Raw genomic sequence first — 18,090 nt, 5'->3', positions numbered from 1 at the left:
AGGAGATCGTCATGGCCCGTAATGCACTCGCCGCTGTTTCCATCGCCCTGTTGTCGCTGGGCGCCGCAACGGTAGCGCAAGCACAAAACAGTGCCACTGTTGTCTTTCAATCGGGGCAGCACCAGTACCACTCAGGTGCGCCCGTCGTGGTCCACGGCGCGCCCGTCCTGGTCCAATACGGCCCCCCACCACCACCCCGCCACGAAGTCGCGCCGCACCCCCGCCGCGGCATGGCATGGGTGCCCGGCCATTGGGAATGGCGTGGCAACCGCCACGTGTGGATGCAGGGCTACTGGGTGAAGGCCCGCCCCGGCTACGCATACCGCGAACCCCGCTGGGAGCAGCACGGTGACCGCTGGGAAATGCGCCGCGGCGGCTGGGACCGCGATGGTGACGGCATCCGCGACCGCCGAGACCGAGACCGCGACGGTGACGGCGTACCGAACCGCCACGACCGCCGCCCCGACAACCCCAACCGCAACTGACCGGTAACCCATCCTCGGTAAATCATCCTGCGTGACGCGACCTGCGCCACCCAGGATGTCCCACCCCGATCCACAGCATTTTTGTGGCCGGTGTGTGCCCCCCACAACGCGGATATCTACAACGCCGCGATGTGCATCACCGGCATGCCACCGTCCACCCACCGGAGAACAACAATGAAACATACCAAGACACTGTCCGCCGCTTCCATCGCCCTCGCATCGCTGATGACGCTGGCCACCGCCCATGCTGCCACCCCTGGCGTGGTGGTGGCGCAGGGCCATTCCGACCGCGGGTACCAGCAAACGCAGACCTACCAGGTCATCCCCGCGCCCCCAGCGCCTCGCCGTGAAGCCGTGCCACGCCCCCGCCGTGGCCAGGTGTGGGAAGAAGGCCATTGGGAGTGGCGTGGCAACCGCTACCAGTGGGTGCGCGGCCATTGGGTGCAAGCCCGCTCTGGCCACCAGTACCGCCAGCCCCAATGGGCCGAACGTGATGGCCGCTGGGAATTCCAGCGCGGTGGCTGGGACCGGGACGGTGATGGCGTGTCCAACCGCAATGACCGGGACCGTGATGGAGACGGCGTCTCCAACCGCCGCGACCAGCAGCCCGACAACCCACGCCGCAATTGATGGACGACGGACCGCTGATCCGCTGATCCACTGACCGGCTGATCGCAGCCCCGCAGCGCGGCGTGCCTGGCACGTCGCGCTGTTGCGTTTTCAACGGCACTGCGCAGCCGCCCGGACTGTGCTGCCATATGCATATACGACGTCGCACATGTTGGATTTCCCACAATAGCGCATCCCTGCTGCACACCCCATTGAAGGATTTCCCCATGCGCGCCCTGCCCTCTCTCCGCTGGATTCCAGCCGTCGCGCTCGCCTGCGCTGCGTTGCTCGCCACCACTGGCGCACACGCCGCCGGCCCCGCCACCTGGCCCCAGCAACCCATCACGCTGATCCTCGGATTCCCGGCCGGGTCGGGCGTGGACGTGATCGCCCGCTCCGTGCAGGAGCCCCTGGCCCAGCGCCTGGGCCAGCCGGTCATCATCGACTACAAGTCCGGCGCGGCCGGCAACATCGCCAGCGAATACGTGGCGCGCGCCAAGCCCGACGGCTACACCTTCGCCTTCGGCACCGCGGCCACGCACGGCAGCAACGCCGCGCTGTACAAGAAGCTGCCGTTCGATGTGGAAGAGGACTTCGTGCCCGTGGCGCCGCTCATCGATGTGTCGAACGTGCTGACCATCAACCCCACCGTCATCGACGTGAAGACGCTCAAGGAGTTCGTGGACCTGGTCAAGGCCAACCCGGGCAAGTACAACTTTGCGTCTACCGGCAACGGCGCGGGCACGCACATGGCGTTTGCCGAGTTCAACGCCCGCTTGGGCCTGAACATGGTGCACGTGCCCTACAAGGGCGGGCCCGAGGCCATCGCGTCGGTGGTGCGGGGCGAGACCTGCTGCATCATGAACCAGGTGCAGACGGTGTTGCCACACTACAAGGCCGACAAGGTGCGCCTGCTGGGCGTGACCACCGCCAAGCCGGTGAACGCCGTGAAGGAAGTGCCGACCATCGCATCGAGCGGCCTGCCGGGCACCAAGGGTTTCGACAGCTCGATCTGGTTCGGCATCTTCGCGCCCAAGGGCACGGACGCGGCCATCGTGAAGAAGCTCAACACCGCCGTGCGCGAAGTGCTGGAGCTGCCGGACGTGCGCGCCCGCTTCGAGGCCAACGGCAACACAGTGCGCATCGAAACACCCGAGCAATTCCGCCAGACGGTGCACACCGACCGCAACAAATGGGCCCAGGTGGTGAAGGACGCGAAAATCAGCATCGACTGAACTGCGGGCTTCGCACTGCGGCACCACCGCCGCGGGCAAGCCTTTGACTCCATGCCACTGAACGAAGAAACCAACCACACCTCCCCAGCCGGCACCGGCCTGGCTGTGCTGGAACAGCGCCTGAAGGACGACCTGTCCATGCTGGGCTGGCCGGCACGCAGCTGGGTGCCGCAGCGCACCTACGCAGGCCATGCCGTGGTCGATGTGCTGATCATCGGCGCGGGCCAGGCGGGCCTGGCGGCAGCGGCCGCGCTGGCGCAGCTGGGCATCCGCGCCGTGCTGCTCGACCGCGCGCCGCGCGACCATGAAGGCCCCTGGGCCACCACCGCGCGCATGGAAACCCTGCGCTCGCCCAAAGAGCTGACGGGCCCTGCGCTGGGCCTGCCCAGCCTGACCTTTCGTGCCTGGTTCGAAGCGCAATGGGGGCGTGCCGCCTGGGCTGCGCTCGACAAGATTCCGCGCCTGCAGTGGATGGACTACCTGCGCTGGTACCGCCGCGTGACCGGGGCCGACGTGCGCAACGAGCACGCCGTCACCGCCCTGCGCCCGCGGGCCGATGCGCTGGTCGAGGTGGATGTGCACAGCCCCGAGGGCGCCGCCACTTGGCTGGCGCGCCGCGTGGTGCTGGCCACCGGCCGCGACGGCCTGGGCGGCCCGCAGATCCCGGCCTTCATGCAGGGCGTGGACCGCAGCCGCTGGACGCATTCGTCGGACGTGCTCGACTACGCCACACTGCGCGGCCTGCGCGTGGGCGTGGTGGGCGCGGGTTCATCCGCCATGGACAGCGCGGCCACGGCGCTCGAGAGCGGCGCCGCCAGCGTCGACCTGCTGGTGCGCCGCACCGACCTGCCCCGCATCAACAAGTCCAAGGGCTCGGGCGTGCCGGGCCTCACGCACGGCCACCACGACCTGCCCGATGCCTGGAAGTGGCGCCTGCGCCACTACATCAACGTGCAGCAGGTGCCGCCGCCGCACGGCAGCACGCTGCGCGTGTCGCGCCACCCCAATGCGCATTTCAACCTGGGCTGCCCGGTGGAGCGTGTGGAGCAGCAGGGCAACACCCTGCGCGTGGCCACGCCCAAGGGCACCTTCGTGCTCGACTTCCTCATCGTCTCCACCGGCTTTGCCATCGACTGGCTGCAAAAGCCCGAGTTCGCGCACATCGCACCGCACGTGCGCGCCTGGAGCCAACGGTATCAGCCTGCACCGGGCGACGAGGACCAGGAGCTGGCCGACTCGCCCGACCTGGGCCCGGTGTTCGAGTTTCAGCAAAAGGCCCCCGGCAGTTGCCCGGGCCTGGAGCGCATCCACTGCTTTTGCTACCCCGCAGCGCTGTCGCACGGCACGGTGTCGGGCGACATACCGGCCATCAGCGACGGCGCGCGGCGCCTGGCGCAGGGTCTGGCCAGCCTGTTCTACCGCGAAGACATCGAGCAGCACTTTGCCAACCTGCAGGCCTATGCCGAGCCCGAACTGGTGGGCGACGAATGGACGGTGACTGATACGGCGCAGCGCGTCGAGCAGCTGCAGACGCAGCCCCCCGCTGCGCCAAACGTCCAGCCCCTGTCCCAAACCGACCGCGCCTGACGCGCCCGGCCGCCCGCGGGCGGTCTTATCTTCTGGATTGCACACCCCATGACCACCACCGCTCCTGACACCACTGCCACCACGTCCAGCGAAGACACCATCGACACGCTGCTTGCCCTCACGCCCGAGCGGCCCGCGTTCGCCACGCGCCATGCGCGCGACAAGGTGGCTGTGGCCACGCAGGGCTGCTACGACGCCCTGTTCAGCGCCGACCTGTCCGGCACGCTGACCCACACAGAGCGCCTTTGGGTGGCCAGCGATATCGCCGAGGCCAGCGGCATGCCCCTGCTGGCAGCGCACTACCGCGACCAGGTGCTCAAAAGCACCGCCCACACCGTGCTCTCGCAGCCGCTGCAGGAACTGCTGCAGCACCCCGGCAGCACCCCCACCGACGCGCGCCTGCAGGCGGTGGCGCAGTTCACCCGCACCCTCGCCACCCACCCGGACCGCAGCGACCGCGCCGCCCTGCTGGCCCTGCCCGCCGCCGGCCTGTCGGTGGCGGACACGGTGCTGCTGGCGCAGCTCATCGGCTTTGTCACGTACCAGCTGCGCTTGGTGGCGGGCGTGGCGGCATTGGACGCGCTGGGTGGCGAGGGCGATGCGCCTGCCGCACCTGCAGCGGTCGACGCTGCGCCCTTTGTGCACCCCGCCAACCTGCCCGCCCCCGGCGAGCCGCTGCGGCTGAACGGCTACACCAGCGAGACGCTGGGCTGGGCCTCGTGGCTGCCCGTGGTGGACCCCGCCACCGCCACGCCCGAACAGCAGGCGGTGCTGGACCTGAGCCACCCCAAGGCGCGCAGCTCGGATTTTTACCTGCTGCTGGTGCACCAAGCGCGTGTGCTGTCGGAGCGCTCGCAGGCCTTCAACGCCATCATGTACGCGCCCGGCGGCCTCTCCCGCGCCGAGCGCGAGGTGGCCAGCACGGCGGTGTCGCGCGCCAACGGCTGCGTGTACTGCGCCTCGGTGCACGCCCAGCGATTCGAGCAGTTGGCGCGGCGCAACGACGTGATGGCGCAGATCTTTGCCGACCCCGACCAGGCAGGCACCAACGCCCGCGAGCGCGCCATCGTGCAGGCGGCCCTGGCGCTCACGCGCAGCCCCGGCACCTTCGGAGCACAGCACCTGCAGCCGCTGCGCGCGGCGGGCCTGTCGGACCTGGAAATTCTGGATGCGCTGCACGCCAGCGCCCTGTTCGCCTGGGCCAACCGCCTCATGCTCAATCTGGGCGAGGCCGTCTTCCCGCAGAACGCCTGAACCGCTGCGGGCCGGCTTCAGCGGCCCGTTGCATCAGCAAACGTTGCGGTGCATTAGCGCTCGCGGCCTGGCCATGTGCGCGGGGCCGCCCCTAGAATCCGCCCAGCAGGAGAGCACGGCGGGCACCACCCGCTGCTGCACCGAAGGCGCAAACTCCCATACACGCTCAGGTCCCGTACTGCACATTCATCAAAGCCGTCTGGAGAGCCGCCCTACCCCTTATCGGCGTGGTGGCGCACCGAAGGAGCAAACCGCACGCCATGTGGGCGCGGCGGTGAATCTCTCAGGTACCAAGGACAGGGGGAGCGGCAGCCTGGCAGACGTGCGCCAGCTGCATTGCTATTGAATTCATAGCTGGTAGCGCACGCCTGGCAGGCGGTAGACCCTTCAAAGGTTCTGAACCATGCGCGTGATCGTTCTCGGCGCCGGCTTGCTCGGCGTGACTTCGGCTTATTTCCTCTCGCAACTCGGCCACGACGTGACCGTCATCGACCGCCAGGGCGCGCCCGGCGCCGAGACCAGCTTTGCCAATGGCGGGCAGATCTCGGTGAGCCACGCCGAACCCTGGGCCAACCCGAGCGCACCGCTCAAGGTGCTGCAATGGCTGGGCCAGGAAGACGCGCCGCTGTTGTTCCGCCTGCGCGCCGACATGCGCCAGTGGCTCTGGGGTCTGGCCTTCTTGCGCAACTGCACGCCGGCGCGCACGCGCCACAACATCGAGCAGATCGTGAGCCTGGGCACCTACAGCCGCAGCGTGCTGCAGCAGCTGCGCGCGGCCACCGGACTTCAGTACGACCAGCGCACGCAGGGCATCCTGCACTTCTACACCAACGCCAAGGAGTTCGACGGCGCCCTGGCCCCGGCCGAGCAGATGCGCGCCCTGGGCTGCGAGCGGCAGGTCATCAGCGCCGACGAGGCCGTGCGCATCGAGCCCGCCCTCGCCCACATCCGCCCGCAGCTCGCAGGCGCCACCTTCACGGCCGAGGACGAATCGGGCGACGCTAACCAGTTCACGCGCGCGCTGGCTGCCCTCTGCGAGGCGGCGGGCGTGCAGTTTCGCCTGGGCCACCACATCACCGCGCTGCGCGAGGCCGGGGGGCGCATCGACCATGTGGAGGTGACCACGCCCGAAGGCCGCTTCGAGCGCGTACAGGGCGATGCCTTCGTGCTGGCCATGGGCTCGTTCAGCCCGCTGCTCGCGCAGCCGCTGGGCATTCGCCTGCCGATCTACCCGGCCAAGGGCTATTCGGTGACCATGCCGGTGAAGGACGCGGCCCGGGCCCACCAGGTGAGCCTGACGGACGACGAGTTCAAGCTCGTGTTCTCGCGCTACACCAGCGCGCAGGGCGACCGGCTGCGCATCGCAGGCACGGCGGAATTGAACGGCTACGACCGCCACCTGAACGCCGTGCGCTGCGACGCCATCGTGCGCCGCGTGGAGCAGTTGTTTCCCGGTGCGGGCGACGCCAGCCAGGCGCAGTTCTGGACCGGCCTGCGCCCCGCCACGCCAAGCAACGTACCGCTGATCGGCAAGACGAAGCTCGCCAACCTGTTCCTCAACACCGGCCACGGCACGCTGGGCTGGACGCACGCCTGCGGCTCGGGCCAGGCGCTGGCCGACATCGTGAGCGGGCGGGTGCCGCAGGTGGACTTCGATTTTCAAGGGGTGGAGCGCAGCACGCGCCCTGCGGCGCTGCTGCCGACGCGCACCACGGCCTGAGCACAGAATGACCACGGCGCGCGGCCCGTTGAGGCCGCGCGGCAGTCCTGTACGGCCATGAAAAAGCACTGAGGGCTACAACCGAATGCCGCCGTACCTCGTCTACTTGGCAGCCCCGGTGGCATGCGCCACAAAGCTCGCCACGGCCTTCATGTCCTTCTCGCTCATGCGCTCGGCATACGACGGCATCACGCCGATGCCCGCCTTCAATGCCCGCAGCACGCGCGGCGCATCGGGCTTGAGCTCGTCGAGCACGGGGCCCACCTGGCCTTCGGCACCGGCGGCCTGCAGCGTGTGGCACACGGCGCAGGCGGGCTGGATCTTGGTGAACAGCTCTTTGCCGCGCGCCAGCTCGGCGGCATCGGCGGCCCAGCTGGTGCCTGTCGACAGCAACAGCAATGCCAATGCGAGGTCGCGCCCCAAAGCCAGTGCCGCCGTGGATCTGGCTGCGCCAGTCCACCGGTGGCGTCTCCCTCCAGGGGGGAAGGCGCGCAGCGCCTCAGGGGGGAGCTTTTTCATGCTGCCGTGATCGTCACGGCGTGGTCGCGCCAGCTGGCGTTGTTGTAGCCGCCGACGTTCTCGTCACGCTGCTCACCCTGCACCGTGCCTGCCATGTCGGTGGCGCGGCTGGCCAGTACATGGGTGCCCGCGCCCAGTTGCACGGGCAGCACGAACTGGCGCCAGGCGAACTTGCCCAGGTCGGGGCCGATGAGGCGTGCGGCCTGCCAGGTCTTGCCGCCGTCCACCGACACCTCCACGCCCTTGACGGCCTGCGTGCCGCCAAAGGCCACGCCGTGCACCTGCACCAGGCCGGCCTTGAGCGTGCCCTTCTCGGGCAGGGGGCCGTTGATCCAGGATTTGACGCCCATCTCCCACACCGAGGGCTGGTCCGGCGCGGCCTTGGTGCCGGGGGGCGACATGCGGTAGCCGTGCGACATGATGCGCGCCTGCGACTGGGCGCTGGTGAACGCCACGCGCTGCACGTACTTGATGTTGTTCACGCCCTGGTAGCCCGGCACCACCAACCGCAGCGGGCCGCCGTGGGCCAGCGAGATGGGCTCTCCGTTCATCTCCCAGGCCAGCAGCGCGTCTTCGGTCGCCTTGACGGGCACCGATCGCTCCACCACCACCGACAGCGGGTCCACGCCCTCGGGCAGCTTCTCGCCGCCCGTGCCGGTGAGGTACACCGCGCCATCGGCCAGCCCGCCCAGGGCGGCCACCACGTTGCGCAGCGGCACGCCGCTCCACACCACGCAGCCTGCAGCGCCCACGGCCCAGGGCGTGCCGCTGGGCTTGCTGGGGAAGAAGCCGCGCCCGTTGCCCGAGCACTGCAGCACGGTGGCCACGGTCTCCACGCCCAGGGTCTTGAGCTCGGCCAGCGTGAGGCTGCGCGGGTTCTTCACCCCTTCAAAGGCCACGGTCCAGGCGTCGCGGTCGTTCAGGATGGCCGCGTCGGGCGCGGGCAGGTTGTTGCGCACGTACAGCTGGTTCGACGGCGTGATCACGCTGGTGCCGAACGCGGAGCGCTTGGTCTCCAGCGTGCTGCTGCTGTGCACGATCAACGCGTCGGAAGACTTCCACCCCGCGTAAGCCGGCAAGGGCTTGGGGGCCGCAGCCTGGGCCGCGGCACGCCCGCTCCAGCCGGCAAGGCCCAGTGCACTCAGGGCGGCGGCACTCCCGGCCAGCAGGTGCCGGCGCGGAAGGGTCATGGAATCTTTCATGGGTTCGGTCTCCGGGAAGTTGTAAGTCGAACAACACAAACAGCAACACACATGGCGGGGAGCGCACGCCTCCTGCTGCGGGCCTTTGCGGATGGAAGCCGCATTCTGTGCGCCTAAACCCCACCCCAGCCATCCGATACATTGTCAAAAGATGTAATAGTAATAAGCATATGGAAACATTCGTGCATCCCGAGATGGCCTGAGGCATATTGGCCTTTCCAAGGAAAGGAGAGGGCGCCATGAACCACGGGCGAAGATCGATCGGAACCTGCATGCTCTGTGCGGCCTGGCTGCTGGCCACCGCTGCATTCGGCGCCCAGGCGCAGCTCACGGCACTGGTGGCCGTGGAGCCCACCGCCAAGAAGGCGGCGAACACCATCCTGCGCAGCGCGGCCGAGTCCGGGCTGGCCAAGGCCGCCGGCCAGGCCGTCACGGTGACCACCAGCGAAGACCTGTCCGACGTGATGCGCGCCACGCGCAGTGCGGGCTTCGACATCTTCATCGGGCCGCCCCAGGTGGCTGCGTCGGCCCTGCAGCGCGGCTACGAGCTGGTGGGCGCCACGCAAAAATCCGACAAGTACCTGCTGGTGGGCGTGCAGCAGGTCGACGCCGTGGCGGCCATGAAAGGCCGCCGCCTGTACCTGCCGCAGCAGGACTCGGTCTACACCTACATGGCGCGCGGCATGCTCAACGAGGCGGGCTTGTCGTTCCAGGACCTGCGCAGCGTGCAGTACGAAAAGTTTCCCCAGGCGGGCCTGACCGCGCTGACCCTGGGCTCGGCCGACGCCACCGTGGTGCGCGAGGACGAATGGGCCGAATGGTCGGCAGCCCACCCCAAGACCGCCCGCGTGCTGGCCACGTCGCAGCCGGTGCCCGGCGGCTTCTCGGTGGTGGTCAAGAAGGACCTGCCCGCCGACACGCGCAACAAGCTGGCGCAGTGGTTCGGCACATCGTCCGCCAACGTGGGCCTGCCCGCCGTGGCGGTGCGGCCTGAAAACACCGAGTACAAGCGCCTCGCCGAGCTGGGCCTGTTCACGCCCAGCAGCCTGCCGGGCGTGAACCGGGTGAGCGCCAAGGAGGCGCGCGACCTGCTGGCGCGCGGCGCCACGCTGGTCGATACCCGCACCGAAAAGGAATACAAGGCCAAGCGCATCCGCGGCGCGGTGTTTGCAGCCTATGTGGAAAAAAGCCTCAAGGACGTGGCCTTCAACGCCGCGCAGGACGACTTTGCTGCCCTGGACAAGGTGCCGCAGCTGGACAAGGGCAAGCCGGTGATCTTTGCCTGCAACGGCGCCGAGTGCTGGAAGTCGTACAAGGCCGCCAAGGTGGCGGCGGGCAAGGGCTTCACCTCGGTGTACTGGCTGCGCGGCGGCCTGCCCGAATGGGATGAAAACGGGCTGCCCACCGAGGGCGGCTAGCCCCGGCGCAGCGCCCGAAACCGCCTGCTGCGGGCCGCTGCACAGGCATCTGCACAAGCACCTGCAGGCCACGCGACGGGCCAATGCCCCACGGTCCTGCCCCACCATCTCCGGGGTGTCACCGGTTGTGTCCCTACAATCGTCAGCTTCTCAACACCCAAGGGCGCGCAAGGCGCCCTTTGTATGGAAATAGCAATACTGTTCGCCCTCATCTGTCTTAACGGCCTGTTTGCCATGTCGGAGATCGCCCTGGTCACCGCACGCAAGGCCCGGCTGCAAAAGCTGATAGACGAGGGCGATAGCGGCGCCGCCGCTGCCGTGAAGCTGGGCGAAGACCCCACGCGTTTTCTCTCCACCATCCAGATCGGCATCACGTCCATCGGCGTGCTCAACGGTATCGTGGGCGAGGCCGCGCTGGCCGCACCACTGGCGTCGTGGCTGTACTCGCTGGGCATGCCCCAGCCCTACGGCAACTATGCCGCCACCGGCTTGGTGGTGGTGCTGATCACGTACTTCTCGATCGTGGTGGGTGAACTGGTGCCCAAGCGCATCGGCCAGTCGTACCCCGAGACCTTTGCCCGCCTGGTGGCGCGGCCCATCAACTTTCTGGCGCTGGCGACCAAGCCGTTCGTGCTGCTGCTGTCCACGTCCACGCGCACCCTGCTGCGTTTGCTCGGCGTGAAGGAAACCAGCGGCAGCCCCGTGACCGAAGAAGAGATCCACGCCATGCTGGTGGAGGGCACGACGGCCGGCGTGATCGAGTCGCACGAGCACACCATGGTGCGCAATGTGTTCCGGCTGGACGACCGCCAGATCGGCTCGCTGATGCTGCCGCGTGGCGACGTGGTGTGCCTGGACATCGAAGCGACGTTCGAGGAGAACCTGGCGCGCATCGAAGAATCGGACCACGCGCGCTTCCCCGTGGTGCGTGGCGGCATGGACAACATCGTGGGCGTGATCAACGCGCGCCAGTGGCTGTCGCGTGCGCTGCGCGACCGCCAGCAGGGCCTGGCCGACCAGCCGCTGCAGACGGCGCTGTATGTGCCCGAGACCATCACCGGCATGGAACTGCTGGACAACTTCCGGCTGCAGGACGTGCACATGGCGTTCGTGATCGACGAGTACGGCGAGGTGCAGGGCATCGTCACGCTGCAGGACCTGATCGAGGCCATCACCGGCGAGTTCCAGCCGCGCGACCCGGAAACATCCTGGGCGCTGCAGCGCGACGACGGCAGCTGGCTGCTGGACGGCCACATCCCCGTGCCCGAGCTGAAGGACCGCCTGAACCTGGACACCGTGCCCGAGGAAGAGCGTGGCCGCTACCACACGCTGAGCGGCATGATCATGCTGCTGACGGGCCGCCTGCCCAAGGTGACCGACACGGTGAAGTGGGAGAACTGGAAGCTCGAAGTGGTGGACATGGACGGCAAGACCATCGACAAGATCCTGGCCACCAAGCTCACCGACGAAGAGCGGGACGAGCCTGAAGGGCTGCCCGCAGGTTGATGCTCACTGAGGCGCACCCATGACGAAGGCGACCCGCGGGTCGCCTTTTTCTTTGGCTTTGAGCAGCCTGGGCTCGGCGTCGGGGCCTAGTCCCCCACGAACACCGTCAGCACGCCGGTGTAGCCGTACAGGTGGTGGTGCGCGATCTCGCCTCCGGCAAAAAAGCCCACCAGCGGCACGTCGCCCAGGGCATGGCGCACGATTTGCAGCTCGGCGCTGGGCCCGCCGAAATGCGGCCCCCCGCGGCCGGAGCAGCTCACGTAGATCGCGCCGCAGATGCGCTGCCCGGCCTTGGGCGATGCGCCCTGGCCTGGCCCCGTGCTGGGGGCCAGGGACGCGGGCAGTGTATCGCTGTCGGCGTCCGACACCAGGTGCATGGGCTCCAGTTCTTCGGGCTCCAGTTCTTCGCGGATCTCGGCGCAGATCCGCATCAGGTCGGCGCGGGCGGCGGCCACATTGCGCTGGCAGAACGCCAGGTGCATGCCGGTCTCCACCCTGTCTGCCAGGGCCACGCCCCGGCGCGAGCCGTCGAGCCCCACGATGTGGCGCACGCGCGTGTCGGTGCCGAAGTGGCCGGTGCGGCGCTGGCCCTGGGGCTGCTCGCCCGCGTTGACCAGCCCCGCCAGCGTGGCACGCACCTTGCGCAGCGCGGGCTGCGGGTCGCCGTCCAGCGAGACCTCCAGTGTGTCCAGCAGCACGTCGAGCGCGGGCTCGCCGTCGAGCTCGAGCACCACGTTCTCCTGCGCGGCGGTGACTGCGCGCAGTGCACCCACCGGCTGGCAGCCCTGGGTGACGCGCGACACCAGCGCCACGCCGGGCCCGAACGCCACACCCGACAGGCCGCCGTCGAACACGCCGGTGGCCGCGCCCTGCCCCGCCAGGTTGCCGTTGCCGCCGACCGCGAACTGCACGCTGGCGCTGCGGCTGGCCGTCAGCCCGCCGAAAAGGTAGCCGGTGTCCGTGCGTTCGGCCATCTCCAGGATCAACTCGGCCAGCTCGGGCGTGTGGCCATCGGCATGGACCAGCGCCGTGTGCGCGGTGAAGCCGCCGCCCCCGTGCGCAGGGTGCGCCGGATGCGTGGGCAACGGTGCCACGCCCGAGAACACGCGGTACTGGTCGGCCGGCACGTCCAGCAGCATGACCGACAGCGCGGGCTCGTCGAAGTATTCGGCGTTGTTGGCCGACACGCCCACGCCCACCGTGCCGCTCCAGTCGGTGACCTCGGGCAGTTCGCCGCTCAGGTAGTCGAGCAGCGCCTGCGCTTCATCGGCGTAGTGGTCGGTGATGTACAGCAGGCCCAGCGTGGGCGCCGCGGCGTAGCCGGGCAGCGCCATCTGGGCGCGCAGCTGGGCCAGCACCAGCGCGGCGGCCATGCGCCACTGCGGGTGTGTGGCATGGCCGGAGGGAAATAGTTTCATCATGGTCTCTCTGGGGGCAGGCCAGCCGGCGAGCGGGTTCGTTGCACCCGCCGCGCCCGGCCCCGTCAGCCCGCGCGCTTGCGCGGCGAGGCGCTGGTGCGGGAGGTGGATTTCTTGGCCGCGGGCTTGGCGGCGGCCTTGCGGGGCGCGGGCTTTTTGGCAGCTGCCGGCGCGGCTTTCTTGGCGGCGCTGGAGGCGGAGGCGCGTTTGCCAGTGCCCTGGACGGTCTGCAGGCCCTTGGCGGCGAACTGGCTGGCCATGCCCGACGCTGTCTTGAATGCTTCTTTGGCCAAGCCGGTGGCCATGTTCTTGGTGGTGTCGATGGCCGTCTGCTTGGCGGCGTCCTTCATCGCGTTGGTGGCGATCTGCTGGAACTGGCTGGTGAGCGCGCCCCACCATTGCATCGGGTCGACCACATTGGGCTCGGCGGCACTCGCGGCCTTGGCTTTGCCGGCCTTGTCTGCCTTCGACTTGGGGGCCGCTGCGGGGGCGTCATCTTCCTCTTCGGCTTCTTCCGCCTCATCCGCCTGCGCGTCGGCAGCACGGCTCGCCACGCGGGCTGCGGCACCTGCCACGGCGTCGGCCGCACCGCTCACGGTGCCGGCGGCCTTTTGCACGCCGCTCATCACGGTGTCGGCGGTCTTGAGCTTGAAGGCATTGGCCACGTCGCCCATGCTGAAGTTCATGCCCTTGAGCGTGGCCAGGGTCATCTTTTGCACTTCCAGCGCCTGGATGGTCGCGGCCAGGGCGCGCGAGTTCTGCTCCAGCCAGAACTGCACCGCCTTGAGTTCATCGATGCGCTTTTCCAGCTCTTCCACGCTGATGGTGGGCGCCACCCAGTTGGAGAGGTTGGGCAGCTGGGGAATGCTGCTCGATGCGCCCTTGGCCAGGCTTTGCAGAAAGTCGAAACCGGGGACGAGTTTGCCGAAACCGAAGTTGGATGTGTCGCTCATGGCCGCTCCGCAAGAGGTGGGACTGGGTGATTCTGTGGTGGGAGCACAGCTTACTCCAATGCCTGCCCTGCGGGCGTACGGTCTTTTCCGGGGTGCGCGCCGGGCTATCGGGCCGCGGCGCACCTCAGGCGCCCAAGAAAGGACGGCAGCAGCGCGTCGCGACGGTCAGTGCTTGTGTCCGTGTGCCGCAGGTGCGGCGCCCGGTGCCGACGTGCCCACCGGCACGCTCAGGTTCAGCTTGCTCTCGGCGCCCTTGGCGTCCTGGAACACCAGGGTGATGGGCACGGTGCTGTCCTTGGCCAGCGGAGCCTTCAGGTCGAGCAGCATGACGTGGTAGCCGCCGGGCTTGAGCTCCACCGTCTTGCCCGCGGGCAGGTCCAGGGCGGGCACGGCGCGCATCTTCATCACGTCGCCTTCCATCTTCATCTCGTGCACTTCGGTCACGCCCGCGGCCGGCGACTCGGCGCGCACCAGGCGGGCGCCGTCCTTGGCGGTCAGCTGCATGAAGGCGCCGGTGCCTTTTTGGCCTTGCACGCTGGCGCGGGCCCAGGCGCCCTCGACCTTGACGGCGGCAGCGGTCTGTGCCCAGGCAGAGGCGCCAGCGAGCGTGGCAGCCAGGATGCAGGCCTGGGCGGCGGTGTGAAAGCGTGTGGATGTCATGGTGTCTTGTCCTTCAGTTCAGAAGAGGTGCAGCGCCACGCATGGTGCGGCGTGGCAGGGAGAAAGGGATAGCTAGCGACAAAGATGAGGAACGCGGCCACTGTCAGTGATTGTGGCCACCCGCGCTGCCGCCGGGAAGAATCTCCAGTGCGGCCGCAGGGGACTTCAGGTCCGACAGCTTCTGACCGGGCTTTGGCACCTCGGTCCAGTCGCTGCGGCCCTCGGTGCAGACCTGGCGCACGGGCCAGTACACGGTGCCCGCCTGCTCGGGCGTGGTCGCTACCACCACGAACTCGTCGTAGTGCGCGCTTGGCAGCACGTCGTCCGGCGTCTTGGCCGTCCAGGTGATGCGCACTACGTCTTCGGTGACGCTGCGGCCATGGCTGCTATACGGCTGCGCGAGCTTGTCGCGCTGCACGTCCAGCACCCAACCCGGCTTGGGCATGGGCCGCGCACCGCGCATGCCGGCCGGAATGTCCACCACGATCTGCCGCGTGGGCGCCGCGCCGCAGCCATGGCCCACCTTGAAGGTCGCCTTGTAGCTGCTGGCCGCCGGGGCCACCTGGTATTCAAGCACCACGTGGGCGGATGCAGGTGCAAAAAGGGCGCTACCGCTGATCCATAAAGCGCCAGCAGCTATCTTTTTCATAGTATTCACATTCATTTCCGTAACCTTTCTTTCTCAGGGGGTGACCTTCAGTTCAGCCATGTACGTCCGCTGCGGATACGGATGGAAATTCCAGTAGCGGTAGTTGTTGAGGTTGTCGATGCCCACGGCCACGCTGACCTGCTGGCTGACCTGGTAGCGCACGCGCACGTCGGTGGTGAAGTAGCGGCTCGTGCCCTGGTAGGCAAAGCCGTGGGAGTCGGTGTTGTCCAGCGTGCCGTACTGCTTGCCGCTGTAGCGCGCGCCCAGGGTGTACGACCAGGTGGCGTTGGGCCGGTAGGTGGCCACGGCACTGGCGCGCCAGGCGGGAATGCGCGGTTGCCACTTGCCGACGCTGGCTGGGAACTTGTCGTTCCTGGTGATCTTGGAGTCGGTCCAGGTCAGGCTGCTGCCAATGTCCAGGCCGCGCACGAACACGTTGGCGGCCTGGTAGGACGCTTCCAGGCCCTGGGTGCGGATGGCGTCCACGTTCTGCACATTGGTCACGTTGGGGGTGACGAGCACGTTGGTCTGCGAGTACAGCGCGTCGCGCGTGCGCTCGAAGAACGCGGTCAGGCGCAGCAGGCCCTCGCCGCCCCAGCCGGCCAGGTCGCGCTCGGCGGTCAGCTCGGTGGTCCAGGACTTTTCGGGCCTGAGGTTCGGGTCGTTGTTGACCAGCACCCCGCTGCCGCTGATGCCGCCCTGGTAGAGCTCGGACACCGTGGGCATGCGCACCGCGCGGCCGGTGGAGGCCTTGAGCACCCACTGCGCGCTGGCCTGGTAGGCCACGGCGGCCTTGGGCGAGAGGTAGTTCTCGGTGCGCTCGGGGTGGCCCAGCACCGTGCTGGCATTGGCCGTCTGCCCGTGGCTGGTGCTCCAGCGCTCGGCGCGCGCGCCCAGCACGGCCTTCCACCGGGGCGCGATCTTCCAGGTGTCCTGCGCCCACAGGCCGATTAGCTGCGTGTCGCCGTTGAACGCCTGGTTGCGCGCACCGGCGGCGCCGTTGATCCAGTTCGTGGTGGCGTTCTCGATGCTGCGCAGCTGGTAGCTGTCGCGCTGCAGGCCGAAGTCCACGATGTGCGTGCCCTGCATCCCCTCGGGACGCCAGGTGCCCTTGGCGGCCAGCGTGGTCCAGCCGGTGCCCTTGCCGTCGACGATGCGGCCCGCGCCGCCGTTCAGTGCGGCGGGCAGGGCCACGGTGGCGGCGCGCAGGGTGTCCTGGTGGTAGTCGTAGCGGCTGGCGGCGACCTCCCAGTCGAACACGCCCTGCGTGCGGCTCTTGACCGACAGGCCGTGCATGAAGTGCGTGAGCTCTTCGTTGGACACATTGAAGTCGGTCGGCATGAGCATGAACGCGCGGCCATTGATGTTGACGTTGCCGCTATAGACCGCGTTGCCGCCCGCATCGCGCAGGTAGCTGGCGGGGCGGCCTTCGGACTCGTTGTGCCACCAGCCGAAGGTGTAGGCCGCGCGCACCGTGGGCGTGACGTCGTAGGCGAGCTTGGCCTTGATGTGGTCCTGCTGCGTGCGGTACTGCGTGGCGGTGCCCAGCAGGTACCACGGCTGGTTGCTGCGGTTGCTGCCCGCCACCGCGCCGGTGACCGGTGTGCCCGCGTTGCCGGATGTGCCCGCTCCGCTCGGTGTGCCGGCAGCAACCAGGCGCGTAGGGAAGGTCAGCGGCTGGCCTTCGCTGTCGGTCTTGCTGAAGTTGAGGAACCACGACCAGTCGCCGTTCTTGTTGCCGACCGACGCGCTGGCCTGCTGGCCGCCGTAGCTGGCGCTGGTGCTGTACAAATCGAACGGCTGGTGCTGCACGCTGACCTTGCCGTGCGCCTCGAACCGGGTGGGCATGCGCGTCACGTAGTCCACCACGGCGCCCACCGAGTTGCCGGCATACGCGGCCGAGAACGGGCCGTAGAGAACGTCCACCCGCTCGATCTCCTCGGGCGTGACCAGCATCCAGCGCGGCGCGTTGGTGGGCCCGTTGCCCAGGTAGTTGCTGAGCAAGATGCCGTCGGCAAACACCATCGACCGCGCCGGGTTGCCCGTGCCCGAGGCGCGCGTGGACAGCACGGCATGGTTGTAATCGCCGATGTAGCGCTTGCGCACCAGCAGGCTGGGCAGGTATTTGAGCGCGTCTTCGCTGTCGGTGGCGTTGATCGAATGCTCGATCTGCTCGCGCGTCACGCCTTCGATGGTGGTGGGGATCTGCGTGGGCAGCGAAGTGGGCTGGCCGCCGGTGATGGTGACGACGCCCAGCGCCTTGACGGGCGCGCCGTCGGCGGCCTGGGCCTGCGCGGGCGCAGCCGCGAACAGGGCGAGAGGAAAGGCACCGGCCACGGCCAGCACCCTGCGGCTTTTGCGCATGGAAACTCCTGAAATACAAGCCAAACAGGCTGCTACCGCTTGATGGACAAGCGCCAGCAGCTATTGAATCAATAGCAAATCAGGAGAGTACGGGCGGCCCGCGCGGCGGCAGCGGCGCGGCCGTGCGCGCAGCGATGTGCGCGGCGGGGATGGGGCGCAAGGCATGCGCGAGGGGATGAACGACCGGCAGCGGGGCCTGCGCGGCGGGCGGCGGTGCGCCGACGTGGGCGCACAGCGGGCAGTCGAGCGCGTGGCTCGTCACTTCCTGCACGCCGTCGTCGGTCTTGACCAGCAGCTTGATCGCGCCGGAGCCCGAGCAGATCAGCTCCATGGCCTGCGGGCTGACCAGCGGCGACGCCACCGCCACCCCGAGGGACAGTACAAACCACGCCAGCACACAGCGGGCGAGCCAGCAAAGGCTGCGGAGGGTTTGCAGGGACGGCACCATGGAGGCCCGATTGTAGATGCCGCACCTGCAGCGGCCTTGACGGGGGTCATCTGGGCGACGGGC

General features: G+C 68.6%; 16 protein-coding genes and 1 riboswitch. Of the genes, 8 read left to right on the top strand and 8 right to left on the bottom strand.

All coding sequences use genetic code 11. From position 1 onward, the window contains the following. Positions 1 to 11 precede the first annotated feature (11 nt). The 6 genes from ASF16_RS22790 (at position 12) to ASF16_RS22765 (ending at position 6,890) form a co-directional block, all read left to right on the top strand. Complete coding sequence (locus ASF16_RS22790; protein ID WP_056172626.1) at positions 12 to 485, top strand: YXWGXW repeat-containing protein; 474 nt, start codon at positions 12 to 14, stop codon at positions 483 to 485. Between the two features lie 174 nt (positions 486 to 659). Next, entirely contained in the window at positions 660 to 1,115 is a 456-nt protein-coding gene (locus ASF16_RS22785) for a YXWGXW repeat-containing protein (protein WP_056172623.1), read from the top strand. A gap of 206 nt (positions 1,116 to 1,321) precedes the next feature. Then, positions 1,322 to 2,329 (top strand): tripartite tricarboxylate transporter substrate binding protein, encoded by a 1,008-nt coding sequence (locus ASF16_RS22780; RefSeq protein ID WP_056173027.1) that lies wholly within the window; start codon positions 1,322 to 1,324, stop codon positions 2,327 to 2,329. Between the two features lie 51 nt (positions 2,330 to 2,380). Then, positions 2,381 to 3,916 (top strand): NAD(P)/FAD-dependent oxidoreductase, encoded by a 1,536-nt coding sequence (locus tag ASF16_RS22775; protein WP_056172620.1) that lies wholly within the window; start codon positions 2,381 to 2,383, stop codon positions 3,914 to 3,916. A gap of 48 nt (positions 3,917 to 3,964) precedes the next feature. Further along, positions 3,965 to 5,170 carry a peroxidase-related enzyme gene (locus ASF16_RS25740; RefSeq protein ID WP_082517109.1) on the top strand — a complete coding sequence of 402 codons (1,206 nt, stop codon included), beginning with the start codon at positions 3,965 to 3,967 and terminating at the stop codon, positions 5,168 to 5,170. Between the two features lie 189 nt (positions 5,171 to 5,359). Next, a riboswitch (glycine riboswitch) is annotated at positions 5,360 to 5,480 on the top strand. A gap of 93 nt (positions 5,481 to 5,573) precedes the next feature. Continuing rightward, positions 5,574 to 6,890, top strand: coding sequence for a D-amino acid dehydrogenase (locus tag ASF16_RS22765; protein WP_056172616.1), 1,317 nt, complete (start codon positions 5,574 to 5,576; stop codon positions 6,888 to 6,890). A 102-nt stretch (positions 6,891 to 6,992) separates the two neighbouring features. Here ASF16_RS22765 and ASF16_RS22760 read toward each other — a convergent pair whose 3' ends face one another. Together ASF16_RS22760 and ASF16_RS22755 are read right to left on the bottom strand one after the other, a co-directional pair. Continuing rightward, entirely contained in the window at positions 6,993 to 7,409 is a 417-nt protein-coding gene (locus ASF16_RS22760) for a cytochrome c (RefSeq protein WP_082517108.1), read from the bottom strand. Continuing rightward, positions 7,406 to 8,611, bottom strand: coding sequence for a sulfite oxidase (locus ASF16_RS22755; RefSeq protein ID WP_056172613.1), 1,206 nt, complete (start codon positions 8,609 to 8,611; stop codon positions 7,406 to 7,408). Before ASF16_RS22755 ends, ASF16_RS22760 begins: the two co-directional genes overlap by 4 nt. A gap of 239 nt (positions 8,612 to 8,850) precedes the next feature. On the opposite strand from ASF16_RS22755, the gene ASF16_RS22750 reads away from it, so the two are divergent. Together ASF16_RS22750 and ASF16_RS22745 are read left to right on the top strand one after the other, a co-directional pair. Continuing rightward, on the top strand, positions 8,851 to 10,029 hold the full coding sequence (locus ASF16_RS22750) for a rhodanese-like domain-containing protein (protein WP_082517107.1): 1,179 nt from the start codon (positions 8,851 to 8,853) through the stop codon (positions 10,027 to 10,029). 183 nt (positions 10,030 to 10,212) lie between these two features. Beyond that, positions 10,213 to 11,535 carry a hemolysin family protein gene (locus tag ASF16_RS22745; RefSeq protein WP_056172606.1) on the top strand — a complete coding sequence of 441 codons (1,323 nt, stop codon included), beginning with the start codon at positions 10,213 to 10,215 and terminating at the stop codon, positions 11,533 to 11,535. 86 nt (positions 11,536 to 11,621) lie between these two features. Here the strand turns inward: ASF16_RS22745 and ASF16_RS22740 are convergent, their stop codons facing one another. From ASF16_RS22740 to ASF16_RS22715, 6 genes are all read right to left on the bottom strand, one after another. Continuing rightward, positions 11,622 to 12,953: an FIST N-terminal domain-containing protein gene (locus ASF16_RS22740; RefSeq protein ID WP_056173018.1), complete on the bottom strand. Its 1,332-nt coding sequence runs from the start codon at positions 12,951 to 12,953 to the stop codon at positions 11,622 to 11,624. 65 nt (positions 12,954 to 13,018) lie between these two features. Next, complete coding sequence (locus ASF16_RS22735) at positions 13,019 to 13,906, bottom strand: PhaM family polyhydroxyalkanoate granule multifunctional regulatory protein (RefSeq protein WP_056172604.1); 888 nt, start codon at positions 13,904 to 13,906, stop codon at positions 13,019 to 13,021. Between the two features lie 165 nt (positions 13,907 to 14,071). Continuing rightward, complete coding sequence (locus ASF16_RS22730; protein ID WP_056172601.1) at positions 14,072 to 14,566, bottom strand: copper chaperone PCu(A)C; 495 nt, start codon at positions 14,564 to 14,566, stop codon at positions 14,072 to 14,074. A 103-nt stretch (positions 14,567 to 14,669) separates the two neighbouring features. After that, the gene (locus ASF16_RS22725) at positions 14,670 to 15,215 is read right to left on the bottom strand and encodes a YcnI family protein (RefSeq protein ID WP_235507489.1); all 546 of its coding nucleotides are present in this window, start codon (positions 15,213 to 15,215) and stop codon (positions 14,670 to 14,672) included. A gap of 33 nt (positions 15,216 to 15,248) precedes the next feature. Continuing rightward, positions 15,249 to 17,579, bottom strand: coding sequence for a TonB-dependent receptor (locus ASF16_RS22720; RefSeq protein WP_056172596.1), 2,331 nt, complete (start codon positions 17,577 to 17,579; stop codon positions 15,249 to 15,251). Positions 17,580 to 17,658: 79 nt separating this feature from the next. Further along, positions 17,659 to 18,027, bottom strand: coding sequence for a DUF2946 family protein (locus ASF16_RS22715; RefSeq protein ID WP_200926960.1), 369 nt, complete (start codon positions 18,025 to 18,027; stop codon positions 17,659 to 17,661). Between the last annotated feature and the right edge of the window lie 63 nt (positions 18,028 to 18,090).

Origin of the sequence: Acidovorax sp. Leaf78 (genome assembly GCF_001422735.1) — a bacterium.
GTDB lineage: Bacteria > Pseudomonadota > Gammaproteobacteria > Burkholderiales > Burkholderiaceae_C > Acidovorax.
The sequence above is the reverse complement of the archived record's forward strand: the minus strand, read 5'-3'. Positions and strand labels throughout refer to the sequence as shown.

Coding starts and splice junctions, on each gene's coding strand:
- ASF16_RS22790 (WP_056172626.1), top strand. CDS start 12: ATGGCCCGTAATGCACTCGCCGCTGTTTCCATCGCCCTGTTGTCGCTG.
- ASF16_RS22760 (WP_082517108.1), bottom strand. CDS start 7,409: ATGAAAAAGCTCCCCCCTGAGGCGCTGCGCGCCTTCCCCCCTGGAGGG.
- ASF16_RS22780 (WP_056173027.1), top strand. CDS start 1,322: ATGCGCGCCCTGCCCTCTCTCCGCTGGATTCCAGCCGTCGCGCTCGCC.
- ASF16_RS22755 (WP_056172613.1), bottom strand. CDS start 8,611: ATGAAAGATTCCATGACCCTTCCGCGCCGGCACCTGCTGGCCGGGAGT.
- ASF16_RS22715 (WP_200926960.1), bottom strand. CDS start 18,027: ATGGTGCCGTCCCTGCAAACCCTCCGCAGCCTTTGCTGGCTCGCCCGC.
- ASF16_RS22735 (WP_056172604.1), bottom strand. CDS start 13,906: ATGAGCGACACATCCAACTTCGGTTTCGGCAAACTCGTCCCCGGTTTC.
- ASF16_RS22720 (WP_056172596.1), bottom strand. CDS start 17,579: ATGCGCAAAAGCCGCAGGGTGCTGGCCGTGGCCGGTGCCTTTCCTCTC.
- ASF16_RS22750 (WP_082517107.1), top strand. CDS start 8,851: ATGAACCACGGGCGAAGATCGATCGGAACCTGCATGCTCTGTGCGGCC.
- ASF16_RS22730 (WP_056172601.1), bottom strand. CDS start 14,566: ATGACATCCACACGCTTTCACACCGCCGCCCAGGCCTGCATCCTGGCT.
- ASF16_RS22765 (WP_056172616.1), top strand. CDS start 5,574: ATGCGCGTGATCGTTCTCGGCGCCGGCTTGCTCGGCGTGACTTCGGCT.
- ASF16_RS22725 (WP_235507489.1), bottom strand. CDS start 15,215: ATGAAAAAGATAGCTGCTGGCGCTTTATGGATCAGCGGTAGCGCCCTT.
- ASF16_RS22740 (WP_056173018.1), bottom strand. CDS start 12,953: ATGAAACTATTTCCCTCCGGCCATGCCACACACCCGCAGTGGCGCATG.
- ASF16_RS22745 (WP_056172606.1), top strand. CDS start 10,213: ATGGAAATAGCAATACTGTTCGCCCTCATCTGTCTTAACGGCCTGTTT.
- ASF16_RS22775 (WP_056172620.1), top strand. CDS start 2,381: ATGCCACTGAACGAAGAAACCAACCACACCTCCCCAGCCGGCACCGGC.
- ASF16_RS22785 (WP_056172623.1), top strand. CDS start 660: ATGAAACATACCAAGACACTGTCCGCCGCTTCCATCGCCCTCGCATCG.
- ASF16_RS25740 (WP_082517109.1), top strand. CDS start 3,965: ATGACCACCACCGCTCCTGACACCACTGCCACCACGTCCAGCGAAGAC.